The 16,209-nt window shown below is 69.1% G+C and carries 13 protein-coding genes; 7 read left to right on the top strand and 6 right to left on the bottom strand.

Going from position 1 to position 16,209, the window contains the following annotated elements:
• Positions 1-3: 3 nt before the first annotated feature.
• Complete coding sequence (locus KF745_12640) at positions 4-1,761, bottom strand: tryptophan 7-halogenase (protein MBX3359261.1); 1,758 nt, start codon at positions 1,759-1,761, stop codon at positions 4-6.
• 11 nt (positions 1,762-1,772) lie between these two features.
• Complete coding sequence (locus KF745_12635) at positions 1,773-3,071, bottom strand: cation:proton antiporter (GenBank protein MBX3359260.1); 1,299 nt, start codon at positions 3,069-3,071, stop codon at positions 1,773-1,775.
• Between the two features lie 123 nt (positions 3,072-3,194).
• Between KF745_12635 and KF745_12630 the strand changes: the two genes are divergently transcribed.
• The 6 genes from KF745_12630 to KF745_12605 all read left to right on the top strand — a co-directional run bounded on the left by KF745_12630 (position 3,195) and on the right by KF745_12605 (position 8,766).
• Positions 3,195-4,004, top strand: coding sequence for a Bax inhibitor-1/YccA family protein (locus tag KF745_12630; protein ID MBX3359259.1), 810 nt, complete (start codon positions 3,195-3,197; stop codon positions 4,002-4,004).
• 41 nt (positions 4,005-4,045) lie between these two features.
• A complete protein-coding gene (gene tpiA / locus KF745_12625) occupies positions 4,046-4,774 on the top strand; it encodes a triose-phosphate isomerase (GenBank protein ID MBX3359258.1) in 729 nt (242 codons plus the stop codon).
• Positions 4,775-4,900: 126 nt separating this feature from the next.
• Positions 4,901-5,404: a preprotein translocase subunit SecG gene (gene secG, locus KF745_12620; protein MBX3359257.1), complete on the top strand. Its 504-nt coding sequence runs from the start codon at positions 4,901-4,903 to the stop codon at positions 5,402-5,404.
• A gap of 82 nt (positions 5,405-5,486) precedes the next feature.
• On the top strand, positions 5,487-6,401 hold the full coding sequence (locus KF745_12615) for a YicC family protein (protein MBX3359256.1): 915 nt from the start codon (positions 5,487-5,489) through the stop codon (positions 6,399-6,401).
• An 18-nt stretch (positions 6,402-6,419) separates the two neighbouring features.
• On the top strand, positions 6,420-7,499 hold the full coding sequence (locus KF745_12610) for a phosphotransferase (GenBank protein MBX3359255.1): 1,080 nt from the start codon (positions 6,420-6,422) through the stop codon (positions 7,497-7,499).
• 97 nt (positions 7,500-7,596) lie between these two features.
• On the top strand, positions 7,597-8,766 hold the full coding sequence (locus KF745_12605) for a hypothetical protein (protein MBX3359254.1): 1,170 nt from the start codon (positions 7,597-7,599) through the stop codon (positions 8,764-8,766).
• Between the two features lie 41 nt (positions 8,767-8,807).
• On the opposite strand, the gene KF745_12600 is transcribed toward KF745_12605, so the two are convergent.
• The gene (locus tag KF745_12600; protein MBX3359253.1) at positions 8,808-9,488 is read right to left on the bottom strand and encodes a hypothetical protein; all 681 of its coding nucleotides are present in this window, start codon (positions 9,486-9,488) and stop codon (positions 8,808-8,810) included.
• Between the two features lie 258 nt (positions 9,489-9,746).
• Complete coding sequence (locus tag KF745_12595; GenBank protein ID MBX3359252.1) at positions 9,747-12,692, bottom strand: beta-galactosidase; 2,946 nt, start codon at positions 12,690-12,692, stop codon at positions 9,747-9,749.
• A gap of 401 nt (positions 12,693-13,093) precedes the next feature.
• Between KF745_12595 and KF745_12590 the strand changes: the two genes are divergently transcribed.
• Positions 13,094-14,755 (top strand): TolC family protein, encoded by a 1,662-nt coding sequence (locus KF745_12590; protein ID MBX3359251.1) that lies wholly within the window; start codon positions 13,094-13,096, stop codon positions 14,753-14,755.
• On the opposite strand, the gene KF745_12585 is transcribed toward KF745_12590, so the two are convergent.
• Together KF745_12585 and KF745_12580 are read right to left on the bottom strand one after the other, a co-directional pair.
• Positions 14,752-15,354: a GNAT family N-acetyltransferase gene (locus tag KF745_12585; protein ID MBX3359250.1), complete on the bottom strand. Its 603-nt coding sequence runs from the start codon at positions 15,352-15,354 to the stop codon at positions 14,752-14,754. The two genes, KF745_12590 and KF745_12585, sit on opposite strands and share 4 nt — an antisense overlap.
• Positions 15,351-16,208 carry a GNAT family N-acetyltransferase gene (locus KF745_12580; GenBank protein MBX3359249.1) on the bottom strand — a complete coding sequence of 286 codons (858 nt, stop codon included), beginning with the start codon at positions 16,206-16,208 and terminating at the stop codon, positions 15,351-15,353. The genes KF745_12585 and KF745_12580 overlap by 4 nt, the downstream gene beginning before the upstream one ends.
• Between the last annotated feature and the right edge of the window lies 1 nt (position 16,209).

Genomic DNA, 16,209 nt, shown 5'->3' with positions numbered 1-16,209 from the left:
CCCCTACGCGTCCTTCTTGTACGGCCCCCACGTCGCCGTGTAGATCTGCCGCCCCTCCTTCGGCGTCTCCAGTTGCAGCGCCGGCCGCCCCCGCTTCGACTCGCACGTCACCCACCCATTGGTCGCCATCACCTCCAGGCACATCAGGCACTGCTGGTAGGTATTCCCCGTCAGTTCCGCCGGCCCCTGCTGCGCCACCGCCAGCAGCCTCTGCGTCACCTTCTCCGCATCCGACGCCGTCCGCAGCACGTCGAACACCACGCCGTACCCGCCCGCCAGCGCCAGCGTCCGGTCCCCCCGCACGTACGCCGGCAGCGGAACGATCCGCCCGCCGCGCAGGTCCGCGATCATCACCTTGCTCGCCCCCGCCAGGTTCAGCCGGAACGTCGTCTTCCCGTCGATCAGGTACGTCACCGCCGCGTCCGCCGCCTTGCCCGTCCCCTGGCTCAGCCGCCACTGCACCTGCTTGATCCCCGCCAAGTCCAGCCCGCCGATCGCGAACTGCCCCAACATGTCATCGATCCCGCCGTTGCTCAGCCACCGGAAGGCATCCGCCGGGTTCAGCGTCAGCCCAGCCTCCTTCGCGATCTTCGTGCAGTTCTCCTGGATCGCCGAGAACAGCCCGTTCCCCGAGTACCAGTAATCCGCAAACTTGATGTGCTGCCCCACGCGCTTGCGCTGGATCGTGTCGTACTGCCCCAGCAGCCACGCCCGGTCGTGCTCCCCGCGGTCCAGTTCGATGATCGTGTACGCCAGCTGCCTCGCGCACGTGTGCGTCAGCGCCAGCCCCGCCGACAGGATCGGGTCCGCGAACCCCAGCGACTCGCCGCACAGAAACCAGTTGGCCCCGTACGCCCGGTCCGCGATGAACGACCAGTCCGTCGTGCTCTCCACCTGCCCGCGAGCCCGCCCCTCGCCGATGAGTTTCAGCACCAGCGGATCGGACGCGATCGCCTCGCGGTACAACTCCTCCGGCCTCTTCCCCGAAGCCTTGTAGTAGTCCGCGTTGCACACCAGCCCCACGCTCGTCCGGTCCATCCCCAGCGCGATGTACCAGATCCACCCGTACGCCGTGCTCCGGATGTGAATCCGCGTCGCCCCGCCCTCCCAGATCGGCCCGTTCATCCCCTCCGCCGACCAGTAATCCCAGAACGCCACGTTCTTCAGCAGCGTCGGCACCTCGACCTTCACCCCCATCGCCCGCCGCAGCACCGCCGCGTTCCCCGATGCGTCCACGTAGTACCGCGCCGTCACCCTCGTGCCGTCCCCCAGCACCAGCCCCGTCACCGTGTCCCCCTCCCGCTCGACCTGCGCCACCCTCGTCCGCTCCCGCACCTCGCACCCGACCGACGCCGCGTGGTCCAGCAGCACCTTGTCGTACTCCGACCGCTCCACCTGCAGGGCCACCCGCGTCCGCCACCCCTCGTACTTCCCCGGCCGCACGTAGTCCTTCGGGATCTCCTCCACCGGGATGAACCCGAACGTCCACGGCTCGGTCGTCTTCCCCCACGTGTAGGTCGCGCCGAACTTGATCGGGAACCCCGCCGATTCCACCTTGTCCCACACCCCCGCCTCGTCCAACACCCGGCTCACCGGCGGCAGCAGGCTCTCCCCGATGTGCTCCCGCGGGAACTGCTCCCGCTCCACGATCAGCACCCGCAGCCCCGGCGCGTACTTCTTCAGCAGCATCCCCGTCGTCGAGCCCCCGGGGCCGCCGCCGATGATCGCCACGTCGTACGCCGGCTCGCTCTGGTTCGTCATCCGCTTCTCCCTCAGCCGCCGATCGCCGGCACATCCACGCCCGCGGCGGGCAGCCGCCCGCTCTTCCGCTGATGCCGCCCGTACACCAGCTCGAACACCGGTGTCGCCATCAGTGTCGTCACGATCGCCATGATCACCATGACGCTGAACAGCCCCTGCGTGATCAGGCCCCGCTCGTAAGCGATGTTAAGCAGGATCAACTCCATCAGCCCCCGCGCGTTCATCAGCGCCCCGATCGCCATCGCCTCCCGCCCCGGCACCCCGCACAGCCGCGCCGCCCCCCAGCACGCCAGCCCCTTCCCCGCGCACGCCATCACCAGCACCAGCGCCGCCACCCCCCACATCGCCGGCGTGTCCACCAGCCCGATCCGCGTGTTCAGCCCCGAGTACACGAAGAACATCGGCAGCAGCAGCGTCGTCGTCAGCGGCTCCACGTACCGCGTCACCCGATCCGCGAACACGCCCCGCGGCATCGCCACCCCGAGTATGAACGCCCCGAAGACCGAGTAGATCCCGATGGCGTCCGCGAACCAGCTCACCAGCATCACCATCGCGAGCACCAGCGCCAGCATCCACGCCCGCACATCCCCGTCCCGCTCCGCCCGCAGCCCCAGACCCCGGAGCGCCGGCCTCGCCGCGGCAATGCACACCACCGCATACGCCACGCCCCCGCCGATCGTCAGCGCCGCCGCCCCCGCGCTCCCCCCGAAACTCGCCAGCACGATCGCCAGCAGGCACCACGCCGCCGCATCGTCCGACGATCCCGCGGCGAGCGCCAGCGTCCCCAGCGGCGTCCCCGACAGCCCGCGCTCGTACAGGATCCGCGCCAGCATCGGAAACGCGGTGATCGACATCGCCGCACCCATGAACAGCACCGCCTCCCACACACGGATCTGCGGCGCGAACAGCGCCTCGTTCCGGTACAGTGCCAGCGCCATCACCCCGCCCAGCAGGAACGGCGCCGCGATCCCCGAGATCGAGACCGCCGCCGCGCTCCGCCACCGCCCAGCGATCAGCCCGATGTTGAACTCCAGCCCGATCAGGAACATGTACAGCGACAGCCCCACCTGCGCCACCACGTAGACCAGCCGCATCCCCTCCGGCGGGAACAGCGCCGAGAACGCTCCGGGCGCCACCGCCCCGAGCAGCGACGGCCCGAGCACCACCCCCGCAATCATCTCGCCGACCACCTGCGGCTGCCCCAGCCACCGCGCTGCGAAACCCACCACCCGGCACGCCAGCAGGATCACCGCCGCCTGCAGCAGGAAGAGCGTCGCGGACTCGTGATTCGTAGTGGCGAGCAGGTGCATCCGACAACCCGTTGATTGGGGCCGCAGTCTACCGAAACCCTGCCGGCCCCTCGCTGGTCCCGGTACACTCTTCTGGCCGAATTAAGACCTCACCAGCACCGGCCTTCTCACCCAGGAACACCCATGTTCAGAACCAACAATCCCGCCCTGCGATCCGATGTCTTCGCCAAGCCCGCGACCTGGGACTCCTTTATGGGTTCCCAGGCCGTCGCCCCCGCCGCCGCCCGTCCGAACACGATGACCGTCGCCGGGACGGCCAGAGCAACCGGGGTCCTCCTGCTTCTCTGCATCGTGGCAGCGGTCGGCGCCTGGACTCTTATCGACAAGAACCCCGCCATGCTGAGCCCCTCGTTATGGGGCGGCATGTTGATCGGCCTTGGTCTTTCGCTCGTCATCGTGTTCAAGCCCCAATCCTCCCCGTACATCGCACCGGTGTACGCCATCGCCGAGGGGGTCTTCGTCGGCGCCATCTCCGCGCTCTACGCCTCTCTCTCCGTCCAGCGTGGATGGTCAACGCTCACCGGAACCGGCATCGTCTTCCAGAGCGCCCTGCTCACCTTCGGCATCGCCGCCGCCCTCCTGGTGGTTTACGCCACCGGCCTCTACAGGCCCGGCCGCCTCTTCCGCACCGGGGTGATAGCCGCCACCGGCGGTGTGTGCCTGTTCTTCGTCGGCACCATGCTCCTGAGCCTCTTCGGCATCAACTTCCCCTCCCTCTGGAGCTCGGGCCCCCTGGGCATCGGCATCGCCGCGTTCATCGTCGTCCTTGCCTCCGCCAACCTCGTCCTCGACTTCGACCTTGTCGCCGTTGGCGCCCGCAACGGCGCGCCGCGCTACTTCGAGTGGTACGGCGGGTTCGCCATCCTCGTCACCCTCGTCTGGCTCTATATCTCCCTGCTCCGCCTCCTCGCCCTCCTCCAGGACCGGAGGTAGTCGTGGCCCAGCGACACAAAGTCGTCGGCGGCAACTGGAAGATGAACACCAACCTCGCCGCGGCGAAGGATCTCTCCCGTGCCGTCTGCGAGGCCCTGCGCGACTCCCCAACCCAGGTCCACCTCTTCCCGCCCTTCCCCTACCTCCTCCCCGTCGCCGGCGTCATCGGCGACGCGGCCAGCCCCGTCCTCCTCGGCGCCCAGGACGCCTTCTTCTCCCCCAACGGCGCCTTCACCGGCGAGGTCAGCGTCGACATGCTCATCGATTGCGGCGTCCGCGCCGTCCTCACCGGGCACAGCGAGCGACGCCACGTCATCGGCGAGTCCGACGACATCGTCAACGCCAAGACCCTCGCCGTCCTCGCCAAGGGCCTCACCTGCGTCCTCTGCATCGGCGAGACCCTCAACCAGCGCGAACGCGGCGAGACCGATTCGATCAACGCCGCCCAGCTCACCGCCGCCCTCGCCGGCGTCCCCACCGACCACCTCTCCCGCCTCGTCATCGCCTACGAGCCCGTCTGGGCCATAGGCACCGGCAAGAACGCCACCCCCGACGACGCTCAGGACGCCCACCACAAGATCCGCGCCCTGCTCCGCACCCTTTTCGGTGCCCCGATCGCCGACGCCACCCGCATCCAGTACGGCGGCTCCGTCAAGGCCTCCAACGCCCGCGACCTCATGGCCATGCCCGACATCGACGGTGCCCTCGTCGGCGGCGCCTCCCTCAAGGCCGACGAGTTCGCCCAGATCGTCCGCGCCTGCGGGTCGTAACTTCACCGCAGAAAATGCCCCGGCACGAAACACAACAACCCCAGGGCTAGACTTCGCCCCGGCTCCCTCTCACCCATTAGGGCCATGATCGGGAGGCCCTCCGAACGCTCCTGGAGCTACCGACGGATGTTCATGACCCTCGCCGCCAACTGGGGACTCATCTGGACCGTGATCGCCACCCTGGCGTTCCTGCTCCTGAGCGTCCTGATGATCCTCGTCGTCCTCATCCAGCGCCCACAGGGCGGCGGGCTCTCCGGCGCCTTCGGCTCCGGTGCCGGCTCCGGTCAGACCGCCTTCGGCGCCAAGACCGGCGACGCCCTCACCGTCGCCTCCATCCTCATCTTCGTCCTCTGGCTCCTCGCCGCCATCGCCCTCAACTACATGATCCGCCCCGGCTTCGCCGCCGAGCAGCCCGCGGTTGCCACCCCCGCCGAAACCCCGGCCCCCGCCCCCACCGGCTCAACCCCCGACTCCACCCCGCCGGTGAGCGCTCCTTCCACCACTCCCCCCTCCACCTCCCCTCCTCCAGCCACCCCGCCCGCCGATCCTCAGCCCCAGCCCGAGCCGCAGCCCGAAGAGCCCGCGCCCAACCGCGCGCCCGGCGCCGGCGACACCCCGCAGGGCCACTGATGCGTCCCTTCCCTGCATCAGGTACAACAATCCATCATCCTGATCCCGACCGCATCACCGGCCGGCGCACAAGGAGCCGCGCGTGATCCGCAGCATGACCGGGTTCGGCGACGCGTCCATGACCGTTGGGTCCGGCCCCCAGGGTTCCCCCGGCGGCGTCCACTACTTCATAGAAGTCCGCTCCCTCAACAGCAAGTACTTCAAGGCCATCATCCGCCTCCCCGAGCAGTTCCAGGCCCTCGAGGCCGAGATCGAGAGCGAACTCCGCCGCCGCCTCGGCCGCGGCAGCGTCTTCCTCTCCGCCCAGTGCTCCGATTCCTCCGGCGAGACCGGCTACACCATCAACGACAAGGCCCTGAGCGCCTACATCGAACAGCTCAAGCGCCTCCCCCAGGTCCAGTCCGGCCAGGTCAAGGTCGATCTCGGCCCGCTCCTCGCTCTCCCCGGCGTCCTCCTCCCCCCGGCCAACGAGGAAGAACGACTCGAACGCGCCCGCCAGGCCCTCACCAAGCTCCTCGCCCAGGCCTGCGACCGCCTCATCGCCATGCGCGGCCGCGAGGGCGCCGCCCTCCGCACCGACCTCCTCCAGCGCCGCGACGCCATCGCCGACCGCCTCCGGCACATCTCCGCCCGCGCCCCCGATACCCTCCTCGAATACGAGCGCCGCCTCAAGCTCCGCATCGACACCATGATTAACGAGGCCGGCCTCAAGGTCGAGCCCGCCGACGTCGTCCGCGAGATCGCCGTCTACGCCGAACGCACCGACATCACCGAAGAGATCACCCGCCTCTCCGGCCACATCGAGCAGTTCACCCAGCTCCTCGAACGCGACGACGGCAAGCCCGTCGGCCGAACCCTCGATTTCCTCTCCCAGGAAATGCTCCGCGAGGCCAACACCATCGCCTCCAAGTGCGCCGACTCCGAGATCTCCCGCCACATCGTCGAGGTCAAGGGCGAGATCGACCGCATCAAAGAGCAGGTCCAGAACGTCGAGTAGCCCCCGGAGCCGGCGCCGATGACCAACCGCTCCGAGCGCATCGCGGCCGGCGAGGCCGCCGTCGTCTGCTCCCATTACGACCTCGGCGTCGTCGAAGAAGTCCGCCGCCTCTCCCGCGGCTCCAGGCACACCCCCAAGGTCATCCTCCGCACCACGCAGGGCCTCTTCCTCCTCAAGCGCCGCGGCGGGCCCGGTGCCCGCACCGACGCCCGGCGCGTCGCCCTCAGCCACGAGACCCAGACCTTCCTCGCCCGCGCCGGCTTCCCCGTCCCCCGCCTCCTCAGCACCAGGGCCGGCAACCGCTCCATGGTCGAACTCGGCGACCGCGTCTACGAGGTCTACGAGGTCGTCCCCGGCGCCGGCTACGACCGCTCCGTCACCTCCACCCTCGAAGCCGGCCGAATCCTCGGCGTCTTCCACCGCCTCCTGGCCGACTTCCACCCCACCATCCAGACCCACACCGGCGGCTACCACGCCCTCAAGGACGTCGGCGCCCGACTCGTCCGCGAGTGCGAATCCCGCGATGCCGGCCGCGTCGCCCGCCGCCTCGCCAAGGACCTCGCCGACGAGTACCAGCGCGCCGCCGCCAAGGCCGATGCCATCGGCATCCGCTCCCTGCCCGAGCAGGTCATCCACGCCGACTGGCACCCCGGTAACCTCGTCTTCCGCGGCCACACCGTCGCCGGTGTCGTCGATCTCGAGACCGTCTGCCTCTCCTGGCCCATCCTCGATGTCGCCAACGGCGCCCTCCAGTTCTCCATGCGCCGCGCCGGCGAACAATCCCCGCCCTCGACCGACACCCCGGCCCCCGCTCCCCCCCTCCCCTCCACCCCCGACGCATGGCCCGTCCAGCCCGATGAAGCCAGATTGTCCGCTTTTGTGCATGGCTGGACCGCCGGTTCCGGTAGAACCCTGAGCGCGGCGGAGTCCGATGCCCTCGCCTGGCTCATGATCGAGGCCCTGGTCGTCGAAGCCGTCGCCGCCGTACGCGGGCTCGGACGCTCGCACCTGCTCGATCCGGCCGGCCTCCTCGCCATGGTCATGGGCAAGGCCGTCTGGCTCCGTGACAACGCCCGGCGCGTCTCCGGGCTATCGTGAGAGGTCCCGTTTGCCCGCCGATGGCGCCGGGCATCTGCCCCTTCGCCGGGGTGAATACAACGCGACGGACCGCGGTTCAGTAAGGGCGGTGGTCACCATGAGCGCGAAACATCCTGTCCTTGCCATCGTCCTCGGCACGGCACTCGGTTTCGTCACCGTCACGACATCTCACGCCCAGGGCCAGCCCTCCCCGGTCGCCGCTTCCCCCGCCGACGGCCCCATGCCCCGCCTCGTCGCCCTCCTCGACGATCCCAGCTACCAGGTCCGCCAGGACGCCAGCGCCCAGCTCGTCGCCAGCACCGACATCACGCTCCCGATGATCGAGGCGACCCTCGCCAACGCAGCCTCTCTCTCCCCCGAACAGCGCGAACGCCTCATCTCCGCGGGCCGCACCCGCTTCGAGCGATCGCCTCGCGGCGCCATGGGTATCCGCCCCATCCTCACCGGGCTCCTCCGCGACCGCATTATCATCGACCAGACCGTTCCGAACTTCCCCTGCGCTCGCCTCCTCGAGGAAGGCGATATCCTCGAATCTGCCGATGGCGCTCGCCTCGTCGGCCCCGAAGCCTGGGAGCTGCTCCGCGCCCTTATCATCGCCCACGAGCCCGGCGAAGTCCTCAGCGTCGTCGTGCTCCGCGGCAAGGATCGTCTCGCTCTCGATATCCCCCTCGGTCGCTACGCCGATCTTGAGGGCGGCGGCGTCGATGCCCGTTCGATCCCTCGCGCCTGGAACCTGCGGGCCTCCCGGCTGCTTACCCGGTCCGAGCCCCCGATCCGCTCCGGCATTACAGCAGCAGACTGGCGGGAGACCGACGCACTTGTCCGCAGCCGCCAGGCCCAGATGATGGCCGACCGGGTCACCGGAAAGTCGCCCCGTTCGCTTGTGGAGAGCGGCGGCAAGCCGCGTGCCGTCATCAGTGAAGAGGCCGCGATGGCCCGCTGGAACATCAACCAGCAGCAGGCCTTCCTCGGCGGCCCCCAGCGGGCGGTCATGTTCAACGGGGTCGTCAACGCCGAGGGTTTTTTCCCGACGATGACCCCCGAAGAGGAACTCGCCGAACTCCAGGCCTACATCGAGGTCATGAAAAGCCAGCTCGATAAGAACCGGGCCGCCGGCGCCGATCCGGTGAACCTCAAGCGAGCGGGCAACGAGTTGGTCGCCGGCGAGGTCGGCGCCGCCCGCCAGATCCGCATCGCCCAGAAACTCTCCGAGGCGATCAAGGCGCACGCTCTGCAGTCGGACGCCGAGGCGCCCCAGCAGCAGTAGCTCCTTTCGAAACCATCAAACAAGCCAGCAGCCCGGATTGACTACCGACGGCGCCGACGCGCGCCCGCCAGCAGCATCCCGCCGGCCAGCATCGCGCCCGCCGCCGGCGCCGGCACGATGATGACCTGATCCTGGAAGTCCGGGTGCGTCAGCCCGCGCAGGTTGCCGATCGGTGTATTGGTCCCAATGAACCCGCGCAGCGTATCGAAGACCAGCACCACATCGGCCGGCGCCGCGAACAGCACCGTGCCCGTGTTCACATCAACGCTCGCGGCCGAGCCGTTGTAGTCGTACACGATGTCCCAGATGAGCATCTGCACCGCCGCCGCGTACTCGTTCGACGTGAACTGCTGCCCCGCCGCGCCGTACCAGATATCCGCGATCGCCTGCGCCTTGAGCGGCCCCATCGCCGGCCCCGGCAGCGGCGCCGCCATCAGCGGAACGATCTCGTACGTCTCCCAGTTGTACGACGACTCCTGCTCCAGATCGGTGCAGAATACCGGCAGGATGCCGTTCAGGCCCGCGCCTTCCCCCGTTCCATTGCGGAAATCATGGGTCAACTGACCCACCAGGAACGTGTACGAACTGCCGACCTGCGAACCATACAACTTCAACGTTCGCCCCAGCCCCTCGCCGACGCGCACCATCTCAACGGTATCGCCAACGGCCGCACCAGCCGCAACAGCCACCACCGCCGCGCACGACAGCATTACTCGCTTCATCTCTCTCACTCCGCGTTAATCGACGCCGCCGGGGCGTGTCGCCTCGCTGACCTGAAGAACCATTCTGATGGCTTCGCGTCGTGGCGCGCCGGTACGCCGACGTCCGATACAGCGCGGGACGTCACCCCCAAATTACCCGCGGCCGATGGTTCTGCAAGCCCAAAGTTGCAAATAGAGCAGCAGCCGTACCGCATCCGAATCATGAGATGAATGTAACCGCTGACTTCGGCTCGCGTTAGCAATCGCGACCGTCCGCGGTCACTCCGGCGCCGAAATCTTCACCTTCGTCGGCGCCGCCCCATGCTCCTCGAACAGCATGAGTTCGCTCGGCCCGGTCCGTCCCAGCATCGACCGCGGGATGTGGTACACGCTCTGTGTCCCGAGCGTCTTGCCGTTCGGATCCGCCACGAAGTACCGCCCGAGGTGCTGACCGTTCACGTAGATCTGCCCCTTGGTCATTCCCGTGAGATCAAGCAGCAGCGGCAGCGCCGAATCATCCGGATTGAACGGGCAGCGCCACCACTTCGGCTGGTGCGATCCCTTCCCCGGCGACTTGGTCCCCGGCTCGTACGCATCGCGCGTCGGGGGCTCCCACTTCGCAAACGCCCACTCGGCCGTCCCGGTGGGGCCGATGTCCTTGACCGCCCCCTTGCCCTTGCCGCGGCTCGGCAGCGACTTGGGGTCCGGCAGCGTCAGGCACTCGTCCCCATCAAACAACTCCACCGCCTCGGTCACGTGCTTCAGGTTCGCTTCGGCCACGCCGTGCCCACCCAGCAGCGCCAGCTGCAGCGAGTTGTTGCCGCGAGAGAGCGACTCGGCGGGAATCGTGTACACCCCGAGCCCTGCTTCGTCGAATGGCTTGAGAGGCACATCATTGAGCACCAGCACCCCGCGAACCGGCATCGGGCCCATCCGCACGAACACAGGACCCTTCGACCGGTGCTGGAACGTCCACGTCGGCCGCATCGGGTCCGTCGCATCCGAGCGGTGAACATTCCAGAGCGGCACGAACGACCCCAGCGGCTCGATCGGTTCGCCCGTCACCAGCTTCGGCGCCCCCGCCTTCAGCGGCGATACCGCCCACAGGTGGTCGTACAGCCCGACGCGGCTCCCCAGCCGCAAACCACCTGAGAACCGTCCGAGGTTCTCCGCCAGGACCACCAGCGTGTGCTCCCCTTTCTTCAGCGACAAGGAGACATCCGGGACCGCGCCCGGGCCGTGCCCTACCACGCCGACGATCTCGCCGTCGAGCGTCAGGTGCAGCCGGTCCGCCGCGCCCGGGAACAGGATCCGCCGCTTCCCCGGGCTCGAGGAGCGGAACTTGATCCGGTACCACCCGTACCCGACCGGCGCACCGAGCGAGTCCAGGTCCGCCGGACCCGCGATCGACGCGAACCGCGCCGAAACCCCGTCCGCGTACTCCTTCGCCGAAGCACCCGACCAGTGGTTGAGCACCAGCCGCGGACCCGGATCGATCTTGCGGACCGGCTCGGGCGCCGTCCCCTTCTTCGCCGAGGCCTTCCCCTTCCCCTTGGCCTTCGGCGCGGGCGCCGCCGGTTCCGGCGCTCGCTCCACCGGCGGCGGCGGCGACGCCTTGTGCGTCGTCACCGCGCCCGTCCCCGTCACGCGCGTGTACGTCTTGTATGTGCCATGCGGGATCGGGTGCGACGAAGCGCCCGCCGCATCCACCGACGCGAGCCCCGATACACCCAGGTACAGCGTGTCGTCGTCCACGTACGCCGCATCGATCTGCTCGGAGGAGCAGACGACCACGACGATCCCCTCGTGCTCGACGATCGCCGGCGTCAGCCCCGTCGGCACGTCGACCTCCAGCCGCGAGCCGTTGATCGACAGCACCCCCCGCGTCCCCGCCGGGCCGAAGCACACGAACACGCGCCCCAGCACGGCGAACGCCGAGAGGTTGCAGTAGTCCAGGTTCGTGCGCCCCGTCAGCCTCGCGTCGAAGAGGCACCACACCACCGACAAGTCACCCAGCGGCACCGGCAGCGTCGTGCCGTCGGGCAGGAGCAGCGTCGTCGAGTCCGGCTCGTTGCGGCCCGCCTCGTCCGCGAACACGAACGCGACCGATCCGTGAATGCCCGTCGCGTACACCACGCTCGGCAGCGACGCCGATGCCTTGGCCTTCGGCGCCGACGGCTCCGGCGACGGGTGCTGCACCACCTGGTGACGCCGCGTCTCCAGGTTCGCCAGCACGCGCGCAAACCGCGATGCGAACATGCACAGCCGGCGCGTCGTCGCGTGCGCCGGCGTCGGCCGCCCCAGCGCATCGATCAGCGCCCCGTGCTCCGTCGTCGTCGCGTAGAACCCGTCGGGAACAAGCCCCTCCCGGCCCGCGGCGAACCCGGGGTTCGCGCCCCCGGCGAACGGCGTCAGGTTGAACTGCCCCCCCGCCGCCACCACCTCCGCCAGCCGCCGCACCACCTGCCCCGGCTCAGGCGGCGCCGACGCCGAGCGCCCCCACTGCAGCGGCTCGCCAAGTTTGAAGTCGATCACGATCCGCGGCTGGTCCGGGCGCACCTCAGCCAGTTGCCGGAGCGTCGCCAGCAAATCCCCGTACCCCGTCCAGCAGTCGATCTGCCCCTCGATCCCCTGCCAGAGCTGGTTCGCGTTGATCGTCGGCACCGTCAGCCCCGCCTCGCGGTAGTAGCGGTTCAGTTCGCCGAGGTAGGCGTGCGCCGCCTCGTCGTGCCCGCAAGTCCACCCCGACTCGTTCTGCACCAGCAGCACCGGCCCACCCTCGCCGGGCGAGGTCACCTGAAGATCCCGGACCTGCTGCGCCACCGCAGTGATGTACCGCGAGCAGGCCTCGAGAAACGCCGGGCCCGCGACCCGCAGGCGGATGTCCGGCAGCGCGAGCAGCCACGACGGCAGCCCGCCCATGTCCCACGCCGCACCCACGTACGGCCCCGGCCGCAGGATGCAGTACATCCCCGCCTGCTGCACCAGTTGGACGAAGTGCCGCAGGTCGTTCTCGCCGGTGAAGTTGAACTGACCCTGCCGCGCCTCGTGCCGCGACCAGATCACGTGTGTCTCGACCGCGTTCAGCCCCGCCAGCTTGGCGGCACGGATCCGCGCCGCCCACTGGTCCCGGGGAATCCGCGCAAAGGGCACAGAGCCGCTGACGACCCAGATCCGACGCCCATCGATCATGAAGGACTGACCGTCGTAGGTGATGGAAGCCATAAGCGAAGATCGCTCCTTGTTCGGGCCCCCTGGAACCCTGCGACACGGTCACTGCGGCGGAAGGCGGTCGAGAAAATATCTGCCGTGGCGGGTCATTTGGTCACTCGCCTCGGCTCGATTATTCGTATACTGTAAGGGCATCCGTACCGGTGTCGGGAGTCGGCGGAAGGATATGGCTGTGCAAACGCACTCGCAACAAACAAGGCGTTCGGTCGGTAGCATCCCGCGAGAAACGCATGCATAGACGATTGATATTCGATAATTGTTTGGACAACATTGACCGGCTCAAGGGGGCATGTCGTCGGGCGTCGGCAACCAGTGTATTTTTGATAGTATTGTGTTCTGGTTGTGCCGACCTGAGTGACATCGACTCCCGAACCGACAGCCTCCTGCGCTCCCGGATGGCCGCCCTGGGGAAGGACACCATCTCGCCGCGGATCACCTCCCCAAACTCCCTCCCCGGGGAGAACAACCCCGCCAACGTCGCCAAGTCGCTCCCCACCACCAACCCGGACGCCGCGGACCTCCCCTTCCAGGCTCAGCAGCCCAACTTCGAAGCCGACGCCGTCGACCGGCGCCTCACCACCATGCAGGAGGCCGTCTCGCAGGGCGCCCGCGAACTCAGCCTCGAGGGCGCCCTCCAGCAGGCCCAGCTGACCGCCCGGGAGTTCATCACCGCCGAGGAGGACTACATCCTCTCCGCGATCCGCCTGCTGAGCGAGCGCCACCTCTGGGACCCGATCCTGACCAACGAAACCACGGCCTCCGTCTCCGGATCGTGGGAACAGGGCCAGCCCGCGTCGGCGTTCAACGTTCTCAACGAACTGCGGCTGGCGCAGCGCCTCCCCTTCGGCGGCCAGGTCGCCGCCCGCTGGCTGTGGAACGCCACCGAGAACCTGCGCGAAACCGCCACCGGCTCCTACACCCAGGCCTCGAGCATCGTCGTGGACGCCAACGTCCCGCTGATGCGCGGCGCCGGCATGATCGCGCAGGAGGGGCTGATCCAGTCGGAGCGCAACCTGATCTACGCGGCGAGGGACTTCGAGACCTTCCGCCGCCGGTTCCTGGTGGACATCTGCCGCGACTTCTTCGGCCTCGCCCAGTTGAAGCAGTCGATCGGCAACACCGAGAAGCGGTACCTCTCCCTGCAGCGCGAGCAGCGCCGCAAGGAGGCCCTGTACGAGGCCGGGCGAGTCGCTCAGACCGAAGTGGCGATCGCCAAGAGCGACGTGCTGCAGGCGGCGTCGAGCGTCGCGGCGCAGCGCGAGTCGTACATCCTGGCGCTGGACCGGTTCAAGATCCGCCTCGGGCTCGGCGTGAACGAGCGGATCGCGGTGAGCGACAGCGCCCTCGCGGCCCTGGACCTCCCGCTCCCCGAGACGACGATGGTGCAGGCCGTGGAGCGGGCCCTGACCTACCGGCTCGACCTGCAGAACCGCCGCGACCAGATCGACGACTCGCAGCGTCAGGTCGCCAACGCGCGCAACCTGATCCTGCCGGAACTCAACGCCGTCGCCAGCGTGACGATCCCCACCGACCCGGGGGACGACGTGGGCGGGATCTACTTCAGCCCTGAGAACTCGGCGTACTTCGCCGGCCTGACCTTCAGCATGCCGCTGGACCGGGAACGCGAGCGGCTGGCGCTGCGGCAGTCGATCATCTCCTTCGAGCAGGCCAAGCGCGAGTTCGAGCGCTTCCGCGACGACCTGATCGTGGGCGTGCGATCGGACGTCCGCGAAATCGAGCGGGCCAAGTACGCGCTGCTGCTGGCCGAGGACTCGGTCAAGACCAACGAACGCCGCAAGCAGGAGCAGGACCTCAAGCCGATCGAGACCACCTCGCAGCAGATCGTGGACACGGAGAACTCGCTGCAGTCGGCCCGCGATGCGCGGGACCAGGCCGCGACGGACCTGCGGCTTGCGGTGCTCAACTACCTGCTGGACACCGGCCAGTTGCGCGTGGCCCGCGACGGGACGTTCAAGCCCCTCGCCGGGATGGTGCTGCCGACGGGCCCGGACCAGCCGGCCGACCCGCCGGGCACGGCCCCTGCCGGCGCGCCCTAGGCCCGGAGCAGGGCGAGGTACACCGGCCGGTGCTCGCGGGCGAGTTTGGCGTACATCTCGTGGTCGCGCCAGTCGCCGTTAATCTTCAGCATCTCGCGGGCCAGCCCCTCGTGCCGGAGCCCGACCCTCGCGGCGAGCGCGATCGAGCGAGTGTTCTCCGGGCGGATGTTCGCCTGCACGCGGTGCAGGGCCAGGCCGACGGGCTCGGGGGCGAAGGCGAGGTCGAGCAGCGCGGTGAGGGCCTCGGTCGCGAGGCCCCGGCCGGTCGAGTCGGGGGAGAGCGACCAGCCGGCGTCGGCGTTCTGGAAGACGCCGCGGACGATGTTATTGAGATTGAAGAAGCCGGCAATGCGGTCGGGGGATTCGCGCGGGGCGGCGACGAGGCGGAAGCCGGTGCCGTCGGCGGCGGCCTCGGCGCTGCGGTCGAGTTCCAGGTCGAAGAAGTCGTCCGGGGTTTCACCGGGCGGGCGGGCGGGGAGCCACCGGGCCTCGCGGGTCCGGAGCGTGGAGACGGTGCGGATGAACTCGGCGCGGTCGTCCGGCCCGAGGGGGCGCAGGACGAGTCGCTCGGTGAAGAGGGGCAGGGCGGAGGGGTTCATCGGTCGCTGAGCGAGTGCACGGCGTCGACCGGGTCGGCCCGGCGGATGTGGCCGATCTGCTCGGCCATGAGCAGTCGCTGGTGGATCGGGAGGAGTTTGAACTCCAGCAGCGGCTCGGGCGCGGCGGGCTCGAGGGGGGCAAAGAGGGAGTAGAGGTCGTGGTCTACGGGGCGGCCGCGGATGTCGAGCGGGAGGCGCAGGGCGGGGGAACGTGGGGCAAAGCCGGCGCAGGTAAGGATCCGGCGCGAGGCGGAGTTCTCGGGGCAGACGAGGGCGTCGAGGCGGTGCAGGCCGAGGCCGCCGGGGTCATGTCCGGTGGCACGCAAGTCGGTGAAGGCGAAGCGGGTGATGGCGGCAACGCCCTCGGTGGCGTAGCCCTGGTTCTGGAACTCGACGCTGACCCAGAAGGTGAGCTCGGCGCGGAACTCGAGGCCGCGGCTGATGGTGTTGAGGTTGAAGGCACCGACCATGCGGCCGTCGTGGGCGAAGGCGGCGCGCCGGAAGTTGGGCCCGTGGGGGATCGGGGTGGTGAGCCGCATCTGACGTGTGAAGACGCGGAGGCTGGATTCGCCGTCGCCGACGATGGGGAAGAACCGGGCGAGGGGGCGGTGGTTGAGGCGGACGACACGGAGGAACTCGACGCAGTCGCCGCTGAGCAGGGGGCGGAGGATCATCCGGTCGGTCGTGATTACCGCTCGGTCGGCGAGGGTGCGGGGCTGAACCGGCACGCGGGTGGCGAAGAGTGAGCGGATGGGTCCTTGCCCCGGGGGGCGGAGCGGCGGCGTGTGCGCGCGGGCGAGGCTCGCGGCGAGGCCGAGGCGATCGAGGTCAGCGATGGAGCGAGTTGGGGGCATT

This window comes from Phycisphaeraceae bacterium (assembly GCA_019636655.1).
Taxonomy (GTDB): Bacteria; Planctomycetota; Phycisphaerae; order Phycisphaerales; family UBA1924; genus JAHBXB01.
This window is presented reverse-complemented; position numbering and strand designations above follow the sequence as displayed.